Origin of the sequence: Prevotella sp. P4-51, from assembly GCF_002251455.1 — a bacterium.
Lineage (GTDB): Bacteria > Bacteroidota > Bacteroidia > Bacteroidales > Bacteroidaceae > Prevotella.
The window spans coordinates 26,070-45,179 of record NZ_NPJM01000057.1; the positions used below are offsets into that span (position 1 = coordinate 26,070).

15 protein-coding genes are annotated in these 19,110 nt (G+C 45.2%); 10 read left to right on the forward strand and 5 right to left on the reverse strand.

The window, feature by feature from the left end; all coding sequences use genetic code 11:
- The first annotated feature begins 210 nt into the window (after positions 1-210).
- Positions 211-972 carry a 4Fe-4S binding protein gene (locus tag CIK94_RS09120; RefSeq protein ID WP_094422761.1) on the forward strand — a complete coding sequence of 254 codons (762 nt, stop codon included), beginning with the start codon at positions 211-213 and terminating at the stop codon, positions 970-972.
- Entirely contained in the window at positions 969-2,075 is a 1,107-nt protein-coding gene (locus CIK94_RS09125) for a glycerate kinase (protein ID WP_094422763.1), read from the forward strand. The genes CIK94_RS09120 and CIK94_RS09125 overlap by 4 nt, the downstream gene beginning before the upstream one ends.
- Before the next feature lie 228 nt (positions 2,076-2,303).
- On the opposite strand, the gene CIK94_RS14760 is transcribed toward CIK94_RS09125, so the two are convergent.
- Positions 2,304-2,522: a hypothetical protein gene (locus CIK94_RS14760; RefSeq protein ID WP_254046188.1), complete on the reverse strand. Its 219-nt coding sequence runs from the start codon at positions 2,520-2,522 to the stop codon at positions 2,304-2,306.
- 890 nt (positions 2,523-3,412) lie between these two features.
- Here CIK94_RS14760 and CIK94_RS09135 point away from each other — a divergent pair.
- The 4 genes from CIK94_RS09135 to CIK94_RS09150 are packed head-to-tail and all read left to right on the forward strand — an operon-like array spanning position 3,413 to position 6,604.
- Positions 3,413-3,955 carry a hypothetical protein gene (locus CIK94_RS09135; protein ID WP_094422765.1) on the forward strand — a complete coding sequence of 181 codons (543 nt, stop codon included), beginning with the start codon at positions 3,413-3,415 and terminating at the stop codon, positions 3,953-3,955.
- Entirely contained in the window at positions 3,955-4,788 is an 834-nt protein-coding gene (locus CIK94_RS09140) for a CsgG/HfaB family protein (protein ID WP_044065103.1), read from the forward strand. The genes CIK94_RS09135 and CIK94_RS09140 overlap by 1 nt, the downstream gene beginning before the upstream one ends.
- A 2-nt stretch (positions 4,789-4,790) precedes the next feature.
- Positions 4,791-5,678, forward strand: a complete 888-nt coding sequence (locus tag CIK94_RS09145; RefSeq protein WP_254046184.1) for a DUF6175 family protein — start codon at positions 4,791-4,793, stop codon at positions 5,676-5,678.
- A 14-nt stretch (positions 5,679-5,692) separates the two neighbouring features.
- Positions 5,693-6,604 carry a hypothetical protein gene (locus CIK94_RS09150; RefSeq protein WP_094384824.1) on the forward strand — a complete coding sequence of 304 codons (912 nt, stop codon included), beginning with the start codon at positions 5,693-5,695 and terminating at the stop codon, positions 6,602-6,604.
- A 137-nt stretch (positions 6,605-6,741) separates the two neighbouring features.
- Here CIK94_RS09150 and CIK94_RS09155 read toward each other — a convergent pair whose 3' ends face one another.
- Both CIK94_RS09155 and CIK94_RS09160 read right to left on the reverse strand, forming a co-directional pair.
- Positions 6,742-7,290, reverse strand: a complete 549-nt coding sequence (locus CIK94_RS09155; RefSeq protein WP_254046185.1) for a hypothetical protein — start codon at positions 7,288-7,290, stop codon at positions 6,742-6,744.
- Between the two features lie 245 nt (positions 7,291-7,535).
- Positions 7,536-8,942, reverse strand: coding sequence for a caspase family protein (locus CIK94_RS09160; RefSeq protein WP_158216554.1), 1,407 nt, complete (start codon positions 8,940-8,942; stop codon positions 7,536-7,538).
- Positions 8,943-9,340: 398 nt separating this feature from the next.
- On the opposite strand from CIK94_RS09160, the gene CIK94_RS09165 reads away from it, so the two are divergent.
- The 3 genes from CIK94_RS09165 to CIK94_RS09175 all read left to right on the forward strand — a co-directional run bounded on the left by CIK94_RS09165 (position 9,341) and on the right by CIK94_RS09175 (position 12,045).
- Complete coding sequence (locus CIK94_RS09165; protein WP_094384828.1) at positions 9,341-10,465, forward strand: ATP-binding protein; 1,125 nt, start codon at positions 9,341-9,343, stop codon at positions 10,463-10,465.
- An 80-nt stretch (positions 10,466-10,545) separates the two neighbouring features.
- The gene (locus CIK94_RS09170) at positions 10,546-11,229 is read left to right on the forward strand and encodes a hypothetical protein (RefSeq protein ID WP_094422770.1); all 684 of its coding nucleotides are present in this window, start codon (positions 10,546-10,548) and stop codon (positions 11,227-11,229) included.
- Between the two features lie 3 nt (positions 11,230-11,232).
- Positions 11,233-12,045: an agmatine deiminase family protein gene (locus tag CIK94_RS09175; RefSeq protein WP_094422772.1), complete on the forward strand. Its 813-nt coding sequence runs from the start codon at positions 11,233-11,235 to the stop codon at positions 12,043-12,045.
- A gap of 190 nt (positions 12,046-12,235) precedes the next feature.
- Here CIK94_RS09175 and CIK94_RS09180 read toward each other — a convergent pair whose 3' ends face one another.
- Positions 12,236-14,704, reverse strand: a complete 2,469-nt coding sequence (locus CIK94_RS09180; protein ID WP_094388161.1) for a leucine-rich repeat protein — start codon at positions 14,702-14,704, stop codon at positions 12,236-12,238.
- 834 nt (positions 14,705-15,538) lie between these two features.
- On the opposite strand from CIK94_RS09180, the gene CIK94_RS09190 reads away from it, so the two are divergent.
- Entirely contained in the window at positions 15,539-17,734 is a 2,196-nt protein-coding gene (locus CIK94_RS09190) for an alpha-galactosidase (RefSeq protein ID WP_094422774.1), read from the forward strand.
- A gap of 363 nt (positions 17,735-18,097) precedes the next feature.
- Here the strand turns inward: CIK94_RS09190 and CIK94_RS09195 are convergent, their stop codons facing one another.
- Entirely contained in the window at positions 18,098-19,096 is a 999-nt protein-coding gene (locus CIK94_RS09195; RefSeq protein WP_022311711.1) for a glycoside hydrolase family 130 protein, read from the reverse strand.
- Positions 19,097-19,110: the final 14 nt, after the last annotated feature.

The following is a 19,110-nucleotide window of genomic DNA, read 5'->3' on the forward strand; positions in this document are numbered from 1 at the left end:
GGCTTTTATATTATCACGTACAAATTTAGCAATTATTTCCCGAAGTCCCGTACCAAGTCTCCGATTATTTCATTATCGTGGCACCAGCCCCTCAGCCCACCGCCGGCATATACACTGCCCCAAGCACTGCCCTGTATGTGATTTTTACCGAAAAACTGCACGCTTGGCGTATTTTTTTGTATTTTTGTGACCATATTATAGTGTTTACCTATGACTATACATCAAATCACATTCAGTCCCACTGGCGGCACGCGACGCGTGAGCGAGTTGCTGTGTGCGGGCATCGGCATCACGGACACCGCCACCGAACTCTGCTCGTGGGAGGACGACATCGCTTATCCCGACATTGCTGCCGACGACCTGGCCGTCATCTCCATGCCCGTCTTTGCCGGACGCGTGCCGATGCTGGCTGTAGAGCGGCTGAAACGCGTCAGCGCCCATGGCGCCCGGTGCGTGATAGTCGCCGTCTATGGCAACCGCGCCTACGACGACGCCCTCGTAGAGATGCAGGACATAGCCACCGCAGCGGGTTTCCGGGTGATGGCAGCCGTGACAGCCATCGCAGAGCACAGCGTGTGCCGACAGCTTGCCGCCGGACGCCCCGATGCGAGCGACGCCGCGCAGCTTGGTGAGTTTGGTGCCGCCATCCTTGCCCGCGCAGCCCTGTCGGCGCCCATCCCCGAGTTCACTCTGCCGGGTCACCGTCCTTACCGCGAGTACAGCCCATGTGCCGTGCCCGAAGCCGATGACCGCTGTCAGGGCTGCGGAGCATGTGCTGCCCAGTGCCCCACCAGAGCCATCGCGCCAGACCATCCCCAGACCACCGACCCAGCCCTCTGCATCAGTTGTATGCGTTGCGTGCAGGTGTGCCCCGTCCATGCCAGAGGCATCGGACAGCGCCTCTCCATGCTGGCAGTCCATCTCGAACCGCTCTGCCGCGAGCGACAGGAGAACAGACTCTATCTCCCATGATGCCGACTATACAGGGACCGGAATACACCGTGCATGGGGCTACGGTACGCAAGGTCGTCGCAGCCTTCGACTCGTTCAAGGGCAGTCTCTCTGCCCGGGAGGCATGCGAGGCGTGTGCCCAAGGCATAGGCAGAGTCCTGCCCCACGCCGCAGTAGTTCAGCTGCCGCTGAGCGATGGAGGCGAAGGGCTGGTCGAGTGTGTATGCCGGCTGCTGCCCTCACACCCTGTTACCGTCGAGGTGCATGGCCCCCTGATGGAGCCTGTCACCGCCGAATATGCAGTGTCTATGGATGGTCGTACCGCCTATATGGAGATGGCGGCGGCAAGTGGACTGACGCTCGTGCCCGTAGGGCGGCGCGATGTGATGCGTGCCACCACCTATGGCGTGGGCGAGATGATGGCCGACGCCGTAAGCCGAGGCTGCACCGAGATAGTGATGGGTATCGGCGGAAGCGCCACCTGCGACGGCGGCAGGGGCATGATAGAGGCCCTGGGCGACTGTCGGCGCCTGGCGTCACGGTGTAGAGTCACCGTGGCTTGCGATGTAGACAATCAGCTGTATGGCGAGCGGGGTGCCGCCTGCATCTTTGCCCCGCAGAAGGGTGCTTCGCCCGAGCAGGTCAGGGCTCTCGACGCTCGTCTGCGCGACTTTGCCCGTGCCACTGAGCGTGCCGGACTCGCCACGCCACTACTCGCCCTCCACCCGGGGGCAGGTGCGGCGGGAGGACTGGGCTATGCGCTCATGGCATACCTCAACGCCGACCTCCGCTCGGGCATAGACATCATGCTGGAACTCGCCCATTTCGACGACGCCATCCGTGATGCCGACCTCGTAATCACGGGCGAGGGCAGGTCTGACGCTCAGACACTTATGGGCAAGGTTCCCTGTGGGGTGCTGGCGCGCTGCCGCCGCGAGGGAGTGAAGGCGTGGCTGCTGTCGGGCGCGGTCGACGATACCGAGGGGCAGCTCTCGACTGCGTTTGACCTGGTGGCGGGCATCAACGATGCCGACCCCCGACCGCTCGCCGTGCTGATGCAGCCCGAGGTGGCACGCCACAACCTGGCTGCGACCGTGGCAAGACACATTGGTGGGGCGGGGTAGACGGAGGTGTGAGAAATCATGTCATCATTTCTCATGAATGTGAACACGTTATTGTATATTCATCCGCATGTGGATGAATGGTTTAAGAAGACAACGCTTCTGAGAAATGACAATTGTCAGACATATTCCGACTTGTTTACATCAAATAGTTCATATATCAAGAAGAAAGCCTGTCGGTAATGAAGAATTTTCACTATCGACAGGCTTATCTGTATTTTATCTATAAAGTTATCTCCATAGAGGATCCGAAATCCAATTCTTAGGGAATCCCATTGCTGCCGGATCTACCTGGGGATAAGAAACGAGTAAGGATTTGAGTTCATTCTTGAAGTCCAATCCATATCCCATGGAATCAAGCCAGAATGCAATACAACAGGCTATAGCATAAACTTTGTTCGCATCAACACCATTAATGTCAACCCACGCACCACGTAAAGAGGCTTTCATTTGTGGAGCGTTGGAAAGATAACGATTCCAAAGTCGTGAGTGGTGAGCGCAACAGTTTCTCAGGACCGTTACACTACGCATCCAGCTTTCCAACACCTCATGCTGTGGAAGATTGAATTGACGAGCTACACGCTGTAACTGACCTCTCCAAGAAATGTTGCAGCCTTGGATGAATCAGCAATATTTAAGCCTCTACTTTTTAGTAGTTCTATTTGTTCCGAAATAGAAACAGCCTGTTTAGTGTATAATCTTAATGTTCCCATAAAAGCAAAAGCCCCGCCCTGGTTCGCTGTTCAAATGGGAAGCGTGGCGGATTCTGTTGCTGTAAAGATATGAATAATCATTGATAATACGAACTTTTTAGCGAGAAAAATCACGCAAAAGTGGAATTCTTTGACATATTTATATTTAATAATGTTAAATCGGACATTAAAATCATACTTTATCAGCCAAACAAAGTGGTTTCCAAGATGAAAGTGTTATCTTTGTATCGTCTATACCCATGCCGAAAGCCTCAATGGGCAGAGGTTGGGCAGACATATACATAGTAAAAGGCGTATCTGACGCTTTGGTTTTGACGATTCGTGAACTTCGCAAACTCATTTGTCAGTCAAGAACAAAGCAACAAGGAACGTCTCATGGGTGTATTGTATACAGCCCTAATTGGCTTCGGTTGCATTTTGCATTCGTTGCCAAGAAAGGGTATTTATATACTTACACATACGTGGGGCTTTCGGCGTTGCTCGTTTCGGACTGACAGGGCAATGCGAAGGCCTACGAATCGTGGAACGAGTGACAGACTGGCTCCACGTTCTTTTATTTTGTATATTCGCCAATAAAAAATTAACCCTGCTGTGGTAGCCAGGCAGTCATCTTAAAAATAATACAAGATGAAAAGATTTTTATTCGTTACCGCAGCATTGCTCGCAATGTCGGTATCATTCTGTTTCGGTCAGTCCAAAGAGGACATTAAGGCAAGTATCGACCGTTGTGCAAAATTGGAGAAACTTTGCTCTAAGCAGCCAAAGCAAACTGGAGTTGCAGATGTTGACGCCTATGTACAGGGTGTTTACAACGCAGCCATCAGTTCTGCTGCGTCATCAGCTCTACTCCAAGACCTTTATTATCGTCAGATTGGCGAGACGAAGGATGGTGTTAAAGACGTAAGTATCAAGAAACCTACTGTAGAGGAACTTGTCGCATTAAGCACAACTCTAACTGCAGAAGGTGTTTCTATCGCTGAGGCTGGGAAAGGTGCAGAAGCTGCAACCAAGGCATCTTCTACTAACAAGAATCCAATGAAAATAGCTAAGATAGCATCAGCTCTCGCCTTTACAAAAGATGCTTACCCTGTCTTGCTTGAAGAGTCAAAGGCGAAGGTCGCAGCCATCAAGCAGATGATTGAAACAGCAAAAACTGCAAAGAATCTGTGATGGGAAATTATCGCATTTTATATGCGGTCATACTTGCGTGTATCCTTTGTGGGTATACGCAAGTTTCTTTAGCAGCCGATGACCGCCCTGTCGTAGGCGTAACTCAGTTTACCTGCGATGAAGAGAGTCCATACACAGGACTTGTAACAGAGAAAGTTGTGGAAATGCTGACTAACACTCACCGCTTTGTTGTAGTTGACAGAACAAGTCGCGATAAAGTAGTTGATGAACTTGAACTACAGAAGAGCGAGGCTTTTCTCGACAGCCATAATCTTGCAGAACAAGGTGCGGCTGTTGCTGCCGAGCAGTTGGTAACAGGACATATTGTTAAGATACCGGTTTATCGCATGAAGAACAGTGACGGAAGCACACGTGGTTATAAAGCAAGTGTAGCATTTCAGTTGAAAGTTGTTGACGTAGAGACAGGCGTAAGCAATGAGGCACAGAGTTTTGATGGAAAATGCAGTAAGGAAATGCTGTCGCCAGAGAGTGCTGTTACAGCAGCCATGCAAAGCCTGCAATCCGACATATATGAATATTTCCGTATCAATTTCCCCGTCAAGGGAAAAGTCTTGAAGACGATAGATAAAAGCACGATACTTCTCAACGTTGGCAAGGAAGCTGGAATCAAGGTCGGTGATACGTTTACGATAGAATCAGTAGAGATGCTTGATGGCAAACCTTATCCATCTGAACTTGGAAAGGCCAAGGTGACAAAACTCTCTGGAGAGTCATTCGCCGAATGCAGCGTGTCACGCAAAGTCATTATCGCTATTGAAAATAGTAAAGCTTCTCACAATTTAGTTCGTTGTAACTTAATTATCAAAAAATGAGTATGAAAAGAATAGCAATAATATTATTGGGACTGTGTGCTTTCTGCTGCACATGGGCACAAAACATAGAGTCTCAAGTTACTCCTTTACCTACGGCACGACCAAAGATTATGGTCATACCATATACAATGCAAGGTGAAGACATACGTACCGTTTTGGAGAATGACGTGAATAAGCGTATCGCTTTAACCAAAATAAAGGAAGCATTCGATCAAAGGGGGTATACTACAGTTGATTTTTTTGCCAAGGTAAAAGCCTTGTCAAAAGCAACCGCATTAGGCAATACCCAACAACAGGATGTTAAGACTATGATTATACAACAGTCTGGTGCAGATGTTTATGTCGAAGCGGAAATAAACCTGTTGGAATCTCCTTCTGGCAATGCCATGAAAGTAATCCTGTCTGGTTATGAAACCTCTACTGCAAATTCGCTTGCCAATGCAGTTTGCGAAAGCGGTAAGTTTTACACCGATGACTATGGTAAACTTACATCAAGAGCTGTTGAGGCAGGGATGGACAAATTCTTGAACACCATGCAGGAGAAACTGATGAACATAGCTGAAAACGGACAATCCATAGCGGTAACAGTCGGCATTGACGAGGCATCATCTCGCTCTATGTCGCAAGAGGTTGGCGCAGACGGTCTTGCTTTGTCCGATGCCTTGGAAATGTGGGTGGAAGAAAATGCCTATAAAGGTAATTACCATATCCAGGGAACAACCGACAAGCAGATGCTCTTCGACGATATTCGCATACCGCTAAAAGACGAGAACGGAAGAACGTATAATATCAATAAGTTTGGATTGAAGTTGTTGACATTTTTCAGGAATCTTGGAATCAAGATTGAGAGAACTACAAGCAACAATATGCTAATTGTAACCATTAAATAACGGGAGTGTGTATTATGAGAAAAGTCTTGCTTACATTGACAATCTTGTTGACTTCTTATGCAACTATTTTCGCACAAGGAATAGAAATAGCCTTTGCGCTTCCTGTTGGTAATTGCCAATTAAGTGATAATACGGCAAAGATGCTGAGGAGCAAGTTCTTGCCAGCCATGACTGAAAGTGGAGTTGAAACAGCCGAGGTAAGTACCATTGCCATAAAGCCAGAGATTAGTTTCGTTAATAAACAAGTTGTTGAAGGCGGTATGAGGAATATACATACAAGCGACATACAGTTCAATTTTGTCTGTACCAATCTTGCCACAAGCACAACTTTTGCAAGTTGTGTCGTTACAGTACGTGGGGAAGGATTCTCTGATGATGACGCAATAAAAGATGCCATTTCTAAATTGTCTGCCCAAGATAAACGTCTAACAGACTTTGTGAATAAGGCAAAAGATAAAATCATAGATTACTATCAGCATAATCTTAATTCTGTTATATCACGTGCTCGCACTTTTGCCAATATTCAACAATATGGTGAGGGACTGGCTCTGTTGTTTTCTTGTCCTGCGACAATCTCAGATTACACAAAAGTCAATAACGAGATAACTACAATTTATCGTCAATACCAAACGCAGGAATGTAATAATGTCATTCAGAAAGCTCGGGCAGAATTCTCTAACGGTAATTTTGATGCAGCAGTCGAATATCTGCAACAAATAGATATGACAAGCTCTTGTGCTACTGAAGCCAAACAACTATGCATGCAAATCAAGCAAACTAAAGATGCAGAAGCTAGACGGGCTGTTGAACTCATTGAAAGGCAATCACAACGTGAGACGGATATTGAAAAAACTAGAATTAAAGCGGCACGTGATGTGGCTGTTGCTTATTGTAAAAGAAGAACTGATGTGTATTTCGTTTGGTAACATTATTCGTGTATTCGATTAGGTGTGAGAAGCCTATATGATTTCTCACATCTAATCATTACTGTTTCGTATAATTGTCGTGTTTTTACGATTCTAAAAGTTTGTTGGCGAATAGAATGTTACTATTCACTGTTCTTTTATCGCCCCAGCCCTTTTCCTTTCTTTTGTGGAACGCTTCCAAGCCCTACCTTTTGTGTTCCGTCCCAATTCGTAAGTTGGTCAGCGCAGCCATTGGAGCCACCAAGCGAAACGTATGTGTCTGCACTACATGACATATGGTCAACAAAAGCGAGAAAGTTGTCAATGGCGTTGTCTGTGAATTGAGCTTCATTCGTGGCGAAGAGTTTTGTCCAACTGGTGACACATTCTTGCTTGAAGTCTGTAAAACCTTTCCACGACATACCAGACAAGAAACTTTTTGCTGCCGATTCTATACAGGCTTTAGAGTCCAATCCAATGTTATGCTTTACAGCAGATGCCATAATGCCATAGTATATGGAAGCCGATTCTTTCTCGTTGAAGTTGACTCTGTCTGTTTTTGCAAAGGATGATAAAGCTTCGTGTCCCTCATGGATGAACTTGTCAAGCACTCCTATGTATCTATTTTGCCGAGCCATGCTTTCACGTTTGGCTTCGGCTTCTTGCCGAGCCTTTTCTTTTGTTTCTTTCTCCTTACGTGCTTCCACTCGTCTTCAAGCATCAGCCATTTCACCCTGAGTTCGGGATAAGAATGTCTTTGTAAAAGTTGGTAATCCCAAGTTTAAGAAGACAACGCTTCTGAGAAATGACAATTGGCAAACATATTCCGACTTGTTTGTTATAATTGAGCCCCTTCTTTAAGGGGCTCTATTATTGATTTGATTTTTTCACCTTATATTATATATGATATATCCAGAAAGCGGACACAACCTGCATAACGGATAATCATATTTTATTTCCTAAACAGTTTCATCGTGCGCCATACATCCTGCATTTGGGCAGATGATGAAATGGTAGGAGTCTGTGATTTGTTATTCACAACTATTGACTTTTGCGATACATTGGTCTTGATATAATCTGCCAAATCGCCAAGAGTTACATTTCCACGTGACTCCTTTAACTTTTTAAGTAGGAAATACGTAAACAAGCCATGTCCTTTCTCTTTATATGGATAAGCTGTTTCGCTCCCATCTGCAGCAGAAAAGACTACTACATTACCAGTCACAATGTCTTTCTTTGGCTTGATAGCTACACCTCGTGCAGAAACAATCATACCGTTTTCTCTACGGCTACCACTGAAACAGGCATCCATAAAAACTATGACTTGCTTGGCATCGATGCTTCCGATTGAAGAATACAGACCACTTAGTGGTAAACATGCCTCCAACATAGATGGTGTGGCATCTGCTGGCAGCAGATAGGCTTCATTGTTCTTTTCATTTGGCACTCCATGACCGGCATAGTAAAAAATAACATTTATATCACCCTTGTATGCTTGCGAAATCTGTTTTAATGTACTCAACGCGCCCAATATCTTACCATAAGTAGCATCAATATAAACCTTTATGTTTTCTTTCGGAAGACCTAATGTTTTATGACAATACTCAGAAAAGATCTTTGCATCATTGACTGCGAAAGGAACACTCGCAACATTCTGATAATTCTCATTGCCTATTATGAAGGCAAACGTATTCGAAGATTTTACAGAAGAGACAGGAATGTCTTTGTCTATCGTACGGTCTATTATAGCAACAGGCTGAGTTTTCGCTTTTTGTAATGATAGTGGTTTCGTTTGTACTTTATTGTCAGCTACGTCAACCATTATTTCTGGCAAATCTATATTTGCAGACAAATTCTGGTCAGGCACATAGTTGTTAAGCGATTTATATACATTGTTGCCCAGTTTGAATGAGAATGAAACAATAGCGGCTCTATCGTTTACAATATCGTAGTTCGGTGTTATTTTAACATCATTTTTCCATTTTTCCTTAAATGTCGGAGCTTGCGCAATAGGGACTTTTATGAATAACGTATCTACATTTTTGATATACACAGGAAAGGTTTCATTTTCAGGGTCATAGGCAGCAAGAACATATCTCAAATCTGCACGTTTGTTGGTGTTGAGGTATTTTGACTTATTCTCTTTTGTCAGTTCCTTTACCTTTAGATTCTGATTGACGGCGGTTACGCGTTTCTTCCACTCTGACTGTTTCTCAAATTCTGATTTTTTCTGCCAATTCTTTATATCTTCCTCTATTAAGGGTTTGGCATAGTTAAACTTAATTTTTACATGCAACCCAAAGCAGAGATGTGGCACATGAGGAAAGCACCATGAAAATCGGCTATAGACGTAGAGCACATTGGTGCTGACATGAAAAAGGGGAACTCCAGTTGAGACGTACAAGTACAATAATGAATAGACGTAAGCATTGAAATTGCACATCGAGCAAGCATGATTCACGTAACAAGTGGCAAAGTGGAAAAGTGGAGTTGCAATATGCTGCAGCCATATTAAAAAGAGAATAATGTCATCCTGAAGTATAAGACGGTTTTGTTCGCTTTTGCGTTTGGCGAATGGATTGACAGATATGATTATAAAAGGAAGAGGCGACGCGGACAAACAGAGGTGAAATATATGAAGAGGGAGTCTATTTTATGAGATTTTTCAATCAAGTTCACAAAGTTGTGGGCCACAACCTTGTGGACTACTTCTTTTTTCATTACCTTTGTAATCTAATTAAGTAAGGAGTAAAGATTATGGAGAAAGCTTTTGTATATGGTATGTCGGTCGGAGGTAATAACTTTACAGACCGAATTGAAGAAACCAAGCGTATCAAGCTTGACTTTGAAAATGGCGTTAATGTTATTCTTATATCTCCAAGACGCATGGGTAAGACCTCTCTTATAAAAAAGGTGATTTCCGAGATTGACAACCCTATGCTAAAAATCGTCTATATGGATATATATGACTGCAGAAGTGAATATGATTTCTATAACCGATTTGCCGAAACAATCATGAAGTCCACTGGCAAACATTTGGAGCAAGTAATGGAGAACATCAAGCGTTTTTTGGTTAGAATCTCGCCCAAAATTTCATTTAGCCCAGAACCTAACTCTGAGTTTTCTGTATCATTGGGTATAACGCCTAAGGATTATTCTCCAGAGGAAATTTTGAATCTTCCTGAACGTATTGCCAAGGAACAGGGCGTTCGCCTTGTAGTATGTATTGACGAGTTTCAGCAGATAGGAGAGTTCACAGACTCGCTGACTATACAAAAACATCTACGCGGTGTTTGGCAGCATCATCAAAATGTGTCTTATTGTTTCTTTGGCAGTAAGAAGCATCTGATGGAAAATATTTTCCAAAGTCGTCGTATGCCTTTTTATCAGTTTGGGGAGATGCTGCATCTCAAGTGTATTCCTACGGAATATTGGGTCCCCTTCATCTGTTCTCGATTCGAGAAGTACGGCAAGAAGATAACAGAAGAGTATGCTGGCAGAATATGCCAAGTGGTAAAGAATTACTCATCTTATGTGCAGCAACTTGCATGGAACGTTATGGCAGAAACAGAAAAAGAAGTAAACGAGGAGAATTTCGAAGAAGGCTTGAAGGCTCTGTTGGAGCAAAACAGCAGTCTCTTTATACAACAGACAGAGGGGCTTACGACCTATCAGCTCAACTTCATTCGTCTTTTGTGCAAAGGCATACATTCAGGATTTACCACTCAAACGGTTTCTGAAATATATCCTTTGGGTAGTAAGTCAAATATAGACCGTATAAAGAAAAGTTTGGTTGACAAAGAGATTATCACCATTGAGAAAGAGGGTATAGTCCTTGCTGACAGTGTATTTGAACTTTGGTTTAAAAGAGAAATGATGTAGTCTATAGACGACACTATGGTTTTCCCTTCACCAGCTTGACAATTATAATTAATCTGTTTATTAGCCAAAAGACAGAAAATATGAACGAGTATAAAACAATAGACTCTCTTTTGAAGAAATTTGCTGATCCAATAAAAGAGGATTACGAAGCATTGGCAGTTAGTCTGATGAAAAACTTTTCCATCGCTAAATGTGAAAAAGATAGTGAAGGAGTCAGAAACGTGAAGTACCGAATAGCTGATTTGGAAATATATCTATATTCAACAGACGATACTGAAGACGTAGCAACTTTGAGTAGAGACTGTATCGAAGGGCAATGGTTCTTTCATCGATTTGGAGTAGATGTCGCATTTCGCACTTTACGTGGAGATAACAATGAACTGATACGGTTTGGCGGTGTGCTGATTCGTGGATTGGAGAAGTACGAAAACGGAAAGCATGTCGGCAATATATCAGGTAGCCAAAGATGTTTGTTTGACATGTTTAATGCGTCAGATGATATGCCTAAACTTATTGAAGACAAACCTTTGGATCATATCGAGATATTCAATACTTATAGAGTAGAGAATCAACCTCTACCTTATCGTTATTTCAAAGGCGGTATTGATTGGCAAATGAAAAGAAAATACGTTTTTCAGACCCAGAAGACAACCAATGGGACGACCGAATATCACATATGGCACGACTATAAGGATTTGCCAAAGAATATGTATGAAAACATTCCTAAAGATTTTGATGTAATAAAGAAAATATATCCAAGATAAATCATGATTACTGATGATCAAACAAACAAAGTATACTTTTCTGAATATCTGAGGGCTTACAAATGTTGGAAAAGCATTAAAGAAGCGTTGCTTGAACATGAAATAAACTTCGAAATGCTGCCCGGTACAAAAGATATATGGGTGAGAGACTTCATGCCGATTCAAAAGGATGTAAAATCTTTTATAGGATATGAGTATAATCCAGATTATCACAAAGAAGAACAACAGTACATCACACCAGATGTGCATAATTGCTTTGAATTCACGCACAACAATCTAATGATAATGGACGTCATCGTAGATGGCGGCAATGTGATAAAGTGTAATGACAAAGTAATCATGACAGACAAGGTCTTCGTCGAGAACAAGGAGAAAAACCGTGAGTTCTTAAAGACGATTCTCGAAGAAAGTTTTGGCTGTGAAGTTGTTTTCATTCCATGGGACAAGGCTGAGAAATGCGGACATTCAGATGGAATGGTACGCTATGTTGAACCAGGGCATATTGTAATAAACAATTATGCAGATATAGATGAGCAACTTCGCGAAGAATTATTGAAGGTTTTGCGTCTACACTTTTCGAAAATAAGCGAGTTACAATATGGCAAGTATGCGCAAATGAATAGTTGGGTGCATATTAATTTTCTTCGTGTTGGCAATTTCTTGCTTGTACCGCAAATAGGTATTGCCAGTGATACCGTGGCTATTGAACAATTGAAGGAGATATATCGAGACTGTGAAGTCGTGCCTTGTGAAGCAAAAGGCATTGTTGCTAAAGGTGGCGCTTTCAATTGTGTATCATGGAATATAAAAGAATAGCTGAGGTATATAAAAAGGATATAAAGAGGTTATGAAGCCCAGTTTGAAACTTTAGCAAAATGTTCCGACTTGTTTGTTATAATTGAGCCCCTTCTTTAAGGGGCTCAATTATTGATTTGATTTTTTCACCTTATATTATATATGGCATATCCAGAAAGAGGACGCAACCTGCATAACGGATAATCATATTTTATTTCCTAAACAGTTTCATCGTGCGCCATACATCCTGCATTTGGGCAGATGATGAAATGGTAGGAGTCTGTGATTTGTTGTTCACAACTATTGACTTTTGCGATACATTGGTCTTAACGTAATCTGCCAAATCGCCAAGAGTTACATTTCCACGTGACTCCTTTAACTTTTTAAGCAGGAAATACGTAAACAAGCCATGTCCTTTCTCTTTATATGGATAAGCTGTTTCGCTCCCATCTGCAGCAGAAAAGACTACTACATTACCAGTCACTATGTCTTTCTTTGGCTTGATAGCTACACCTCGTGCAGAAACAATCATACCGTTTTCTCTACGGCTACCACTGAAACAGGCATCCATAAAAACTATGACTTGCTTGGCATCGATGCTTCCGATTGAAGAATACAGACTACTTAATGGTAAACATGCCTCCAACATAGATGGTGTAGCATCTGCTGGCAGCAGATAGGCTTCATTGTTCTTTTCATTTGGCACTCCATGACCGGCATAGTAAAAAATAACATTTATATCACCCTTGTATGCTTGCGAAATCTGTTTTAATGTACTCAACGCACCCAATATCTTACCATAAGTAGCATCAATATAAACCTTTATGTTTTCTTTCGGAAGACCTAATGTTTTATGACAATACTCAGAAAAAATCTTTGCATCATTGACTGCGAAAGGAACACTCGCAACATTCTGATAATTCTCATTGCCTATTATGAAGGCAAACGTGTTCGAAGAGTTGACAGAAGAGACAGGAATGTCTTTGTCTATCGTACGGTCTATTATAGCAACAGGCTGAGTTTTCGCTTTTTGTAATGATTGCGGTGTCGTTTGTACTTTATTGTCAGCTACGTCAACTATTATTTCTGGCAAATCTATATTTGCAGACAAATTCTGGTCAGGCACATAGTTGTTAAGCGATTTATATACATTGTTACCCAGTTTGAACGAGAATGAAACAATAGCGGCTCTATCGTTAACAATATCGTAGTTCGGTGTTATTTTAACATCATTTTTCCATTTTTCCTTAAATGTCGGAGCTTGCGCAATAGGGACTTTTATGAATAACGTATCTACATTTTTGATATACACAGGAAAAGTTTCATTTTCAGGGTCATAGGCAGCAAGAAAATATCTCAAGTCCACACGTTTGTTGGTGTTGAGGTATTTTGACTTATACTCTTTTGTCAGTTCCTTTACCTTTAGATTCTGATTGACGGCGGTTACGCGTTTCTTCCACTCTGACTGTTTCTCAAATTCTGATTTTTTCTGCCAATTCTTTATATCTTCCTCTATTAAGGGTTTGGCATATTCGCTAAATGTCTTAAAGAGGCCACCATACTCAAAGTTGTTGGCTTTTAATGTATAAAATGCAGAACTAAATGGCGTATAACCCCAGCTGTCAAACACCCCGTTATGAATTGTAATTTTGGAAGTGAGTCCATAAATTTCAGTTAGTTTATAACAAAATGCAAAAGCCATATCTCCTATATAGGTCACTTTAGATGGAATAACAATCTTTGACAGACTATGGCAATTATCGAAAGCATAATTACCTATATATTCCAATTGTTTTGGCAGTTCGATAGAAGGAAGTGACATACATCCACTAAAGGCACCATCCTCTATTCGTTTAGTGCCTTCGAAACGGACTTTTCGAAGTCTTGTGCAATCACGCACCATGTTTTTTTCTATCACGGTTCTATAACCCAAATCCAGAGTGTCAAGATAGTTATCCTTATAGTCCCCAAAGATTTGTTTCATGGTCACTCCATGTACATTAACATACGCATAAGTAAGAGATTTGCAGTTGGAGAAAGCGCCATTTCCTATTTTCATGTTCTCATTAAACAAATATATCTTGTTTAGTTTATCACAGTATTTAAATGCAGCGGTTCCTATTTTCTTTATTGATTCAGGTAAATGAATATATTCCAGGTTTGGTAATTGATAAAAGGCGAAATTTCCAATTTCTTCTACTCCATCTTCGAAATCAACGGATACTAAAGACGTATATTTGGTAAAACTATGGTCGCCAATACGTAATGTTTTAGGTATCGTAAGGTAACGAATATTCTTGGCGACATCACTATTAAGGGAGCAAAACAATATAGGATAACTCTTACCTTTATAAGATACATAGGCAGGTATATCTAAGCAAGTAGGGTCTTTCATTTGTTCCGGGTACAAATTATCCACGGAACCATATAGAATACCTACGCTTGTGGTAAGACTATATTCAATACCCTGTATAATGACACGTTTCTCCTTCTTCGCCTCTATTTGGGAGGTGATTCCCCACAAAAAGACAAACAACATCAAATAGCGAAATAAAATCTTTTTTTGTAACATATCATGATAGTGATAGTACGTCCATACTTTGAGAAATTTGGTAGTTTGAGCAGCCACATTTGTTACTAAACAAAAAAGGGAAACCGTAAATGCAAATAATTTTTTCATTGTGATAATCGTTAGTTATTAAATGTTTTTAGTACAATACACCTTAAATGGAAAGTTCTATAAGTATCAGGACAACAACAGCCTGTCCATGATATGCTCATGCCAGACATTTCGCTTGTCTTAGTGTTACACTAAAGATGACCAAAACCTGACTATTGGCAAAAATACAAATTAAATCTGAATAGCCCGCCTCTTTTGATGCTTTTTTTGCAAATATAGTACATTTTTTTGCAATCATGGTTCAACTTGGTATTCTTTTATTCTAAATCACCGCCCCAACCTTAGACTTGCTAACTACCTTTGGTGCATGAATAAAATATCTAACCGCAGTTGCGGGCTCGTATCAATAGTTACGTGGTTGCGTGTCGTAAGTCACGAGCCCACGTATCGTAAGTCACGGGCTCTCGTGACTATTGATACGAGCCGACAACTGTGGTCAGAGGCGCGGCCGGCGTAGTTGCTGCGGTGGTCGGCTTAGTCGCTGCAGTGGCCGGCGTAGTTGCTGCGGTGGGCGGCATGGTCGGTGTAGTGGTGGCGATGGACTCTAAAGAAACCGTGATAATTGACAATCATCATGGATGGAGTGAAAATAATCGCCCTTTTCTTTTGCCATGCACCAACCTTTGGCTAACTTTGTAGAAAGTTAGGTCCCTGCGCCCTGCCCCGATGGCTGCCCTGGTCGCAGACACGATGAGCGCTCGGGCCATACCTTTTAATATATCGGTGAACACTATCTGTATATCGGTGAACACTATCAGTATATGGGTGAACACTATCTGTATATCGGCGAACACTATTAATATATATAGGCGAACAATAACTAAAAAACATATAATGATGAGAAAAATCTTTGTGATGCTGTCGTTGTTGGCAGCGGCCGTGACCCACGCCGCCGAACAGCCCCAGCGCGTGTCGGTGGAGACTCCCCACATGTCGTTAGTCCTGGAAGTGTCGAAAGACATGCAGCCCCGCTATGTCTACCTTGGCGAGCGTCTTGGCAAGCATGACCTCGACAACGCCGTACCTCTGGCGCGCACCCCCATCTATCCCACCTACGGGTCGGAACTGGTGCATGAACCCGCACTCGCCATAACCCACGCCGACGGGGCTATGGCCACCGACCTGCGCTATACAGACACCAAGGTGGTGGCAGAGCCCAAAGCCACGGTGACTATCGTGCGCATGCAGGACAAGGTGTACCCCGTGGTGGTAAACATCTGCTATCGCGCCTATAGCGATGTGGATATCATCGAGACATGGACCGAGATAGAAAACTACGAGAAACGCCCCATCACCCTCAACCGCTTTGCCAGCGCCATGCTGCCCATACGCCGCGGCGATGTGTGGATGACACGCTTCCACGGAGCATGGGGCAACGAGGCAAGGCTCGTAGAGCATCCGCTGCAGCGTGGATTTGTGACCGTAAAGAACAAGAACGGTGTGCGCAACTCGCAGACAGAGCATGCCGAGGTGATGTTCTCGCTCGACGGCAAGCCCGCAGAGAACCACGGACGCACCATCGGAGCAGCCTTCTGCTATACCGGCAACTACCGTCTGCAGGTGGAGACCTACAATACCGACTACCACTATCTGCTGGCTGGCATCGACGAGGAGTGCTCTGCCTACCATCTGGCTCGGGGCGAACGCTTTGTCACCCCTGTGCTGGCGCTCACCTACAGCAATGAGGGCAAGGGCGGTGTGAGCCGCACGTTCCACCGCTGGGGCCGCGAGTACAAACTCTGCCACGGCAACCAGGTGCGCGACATCCTGCTCAACAGCTGGGAGGGCGTGTATATGAATGTCGAAGAGAAGAAGATGGACCAGATGATGGCCGATTTCAAGGCCCTCGGCGGCGAGCTCTTCGTGATGGACGACGGATGGTTTGGCGGCAAGTATCAGCGCACCGACGACGCTGCTCTGGGCGACTGGGTGGCCGACACCCGTAAGCTGCCCGGTGGCATCGAGGCTCTGCTCGACGACGCCAAGCGCCACGACATCAAGTTTGGCATCTGGATCGAGCCCGAGATGACCAACGAGCGGAGTGAACTCTACGAGCGCCACCCCGACTGGATCATCAACGCCAAGAACCGTCCGCTCGTGGGTGGACGCGGCGGCAACCAGCTGGTGCTCGACATGGGCAATCCCAAGGTGCAGGACTTCGTCTTCGGCGTGGTCGACAATCTGCTTACCCGCTATCCGCAGATAGCCTATATCAAGTGGGACGCCAACATGTCTATCATGTCTCACGGTTCGCAGACGCTCTCTGCCGCCAACCAGAGTCACCTCTATATCGCCTATCACGCGGGCCTGAAGAAGGTGCTCGAGCGCATACGTGCCAAGTATCCCGACGTGGTGATGCAGAGCTGTGCCAGCGGTGGCGGCCGCGTCAACTGGGGCATACTGCCCTACTTTGACGAGTGGTGGGTGAGCGACAACACCGACGCCCTGCAGCGCATCTACATGCAGTGGGGTACCAGCCACTTCTTTCCCGCCATCGGCATGGCTTCGCACGTGAGCGCATCGCCCAACCACCAGACCATGCGCCGTCTGCCCATCAAGTATCGCTTTGATGTGGCTATGACAGGCCGCCTCGGTATGGAGATGCAGCCCTGCGATATGACCGACGCCGAGCGCGACTTTGCCAAGCGTGCCATCGCCGACTACAAGACCATACGGCCTGTGGTGCAGATGGGCGACCTCTACCGCCTGGTGAGCCCCTACGACGACCAGCACATCGCTTCGCTCATGTATGTGACTGAGGCCAAGGACAAGGCTGTGTTCTACTGGTGGAAGATGGCCAACTTCGTAGACGACCATCTGCCCCGCGTGTGCATGGCTGGTCTCGACCCGCAGCGCATGTATCGCGTGCACGAGCTCAACCGCATCGACAAGGACCCCCTCTTCTGCGAGGGCCGTCTCTATAGCGGCGCCTTCCTCATGAACCACGGACTCGACTTCCCCTACAATCACAAGACCGATGTAGAGACCAACGGATGGTCAAGCCGTGTGCTCTATCTCACAGCCGAGTGATCCCTGGGCGCACAGCCCGTGACAGATAACTTACAAATACATAGATTGCAACGCATTGCGCGTTGCAATTTATGTATATGGCAGCAGGAAATAATCTTTTCGTGCTATGATTTCATTGTCTCTAACCGTTACTTGATCTTAATTTAGGCTATTTCCGGTTTTGAGCAGATTGGCTCTGGTCTGGGTGAAGCCATAGCGAGTTATGCCTCCATCAGTATGGCATGAATATGAGTCAGAAGACCTGTCGGGGTTAGACCGTTTGGTGCTAATGCGCAAAAAAAGAGGATGACGGCGCTGTGCCGACATCCTCTCGTAAGGGTTGTGATGACGGCTCCGCAGAGGAAGCCGACATAATGGGTGCTATCAGATGATACTGTTCTTGCGGGTCCACTCGATAATCTCGGGGATGTAGCCGAAGGCCAGTCCGGTGACGGTGTCTGCACAACCGTAGTAAACGGCTACGCGTCCGGTCTCGGGGTCGTGAAGCTCGGCACAGGGGAAACATACGTTTGGCACGTCGCCGGTGAGCTCATACTGCTTCTGCGGAGAGATGAGGTAGGGACCGCTGCGGTAGATGGGCTTCCAGGGCTGCTCGAGGTCGAGCAGAGCCGAACCGAAGCTGTATACATAACCATTGCAAGAGTGGAGCACGCCGTGATAGAACAGCAGCCAGCCCTCGCTGGTCTCGATTGGGATGGGGCCGGCACCAATCTTCATGCACTGCCATGCACTCTGCTCGAATGGAGCGGGAGCCATCACGTGGCGGTGCTTGCCCCAGAAGCACATATCGGGCGACTCGCTATAGAAGATGTCGCCGAAGGGAGTGTGGCCAGTGTCAGAAGGACGAGAGAGCATGGCGAAGTTGCCATTGATCTTCTTGGGGAACAACACGCCGTTGCGGTTGTAAGGCAGGAAGGCGTTCTCCAGCTGGTGGAAGGTCTTGAAGTCGGTGGTCCATGCCACGCCGATGGTTGGGCCGTAGTAGCCGTTGCACCATGTGACATAGTACTTGTCCTCTATCTTGCACACACGTGGGTCGTAGCCATACACCCACTGTCCCACTTCCTCGTTGTCGCACTGGAAACGGAGCGGTTCTTCATTGATGTTCCACTTCTTGCCATCCTCAGAGAAGCCTACGTGGAGCACCATGCGGCGGTTGGTATCATCGCAGCGGAAAACGCCAGCGAAACCATTGCCGAAGGGTACTACGGCACTGTTGAAGATACTGTTGCTGGTGGGCAGCAGGTCGCGGGGGATGATGGGGTTGTCGCTGCAACGCCACATTACATTCTTGCAGTCTTGCGGACGCTCTTCCCAAGGCATGTTGGGCAGGGCTTGTCCTTCAATAATCAGTTTGCTCATAATCGTGATGATTT

Coding starts and splice junctions, on each gene's coding strand:
- CIK94_RS09120 (WP_094422761.1), top strand. CDS start 211: ATGACTATACATCAAATCACATTCAGTCCCACTGGCGGCACGCGACGC.
- CIK94_RS09125 (WP_094422763.1), top strand. CDS start 969: ATGATGCCGACTATACAGGGACCGGAATACACCGTGCATGGGGCTACG.
- CIK94_RS14760 (WP_254046188.1), bottom strand. CDS start 2,522: ATGAAAGCCTCTTTACGTGGTGCGTGGGTTGACATTAATGGTGTTGAT.
- CIK94_RS09135 (WP_094422765.1), top strand. CDS start 3,413: ATGAAAAGATTTTTATTCGTTACCGCAGCATTGCTCGCAATGTCGGTA.
- CIK94_RS09140 (WP_044065103.1), top strand. CDS start 3,955: ATGGGAAATTATCGCATTTTATATGCGGTCATACTTGCGTGTATCCTT.
- CIK94_RS09145 (WP_254046184.1), top strand. CDS start 4,791: ATGAAAAGAATAGCAATAATATTATTGGGACTGTGTGCTTTCTGCTGC.
- CIK94_RS09150 (WP_094384824.1), top strand. CDS start 5,693: ATGAGAAAAGTCTTGCTTACATTGACAATCTTGTTGACTTCTTATGCA.
- CIK94_RS09165 (WP_094384828.1), top strand. CDS start 9,341: ATGGAGAAAGCTTTTGTATATGGTATGTCGGTCGGAGGTAATAACTTT.
- CIK94_RS09170 (WP_094422770.1), top strand. CDS start 10,546: ATGAACGAGTATAAAACAATAGACTCTCTTTTGAAGAAATTTGCTGAT.
- CIK94_RS09175 (WP_094422772.1), top strand. CDS start 11,233: ATGATTACTGATGATCAAACAAACAAAGTATACTTTTCTGAATATCTG.
- CIK94_RS09180 (WP_094388161.1), bottom strand. CDS start 14,704: ATGAAAAAATTATTTGCATTTACGGTTTCCCTTTTTTGTTTAGTAACA.
- CIK94_RS09190 (WP_094422774.1), top strand. CDS start 15,539: ATGATGAGAAAAATCTTTGTGATGCTGTCGTTGTTGGCAGCGGCCGTG.
- CIK94_RS09195 (WP_022311711.1), bottom strand. CDS start 19,096: ATGAGCAAACTGATTATTGAAGGACAAGCCCTGCCCAACATGCCTTGG.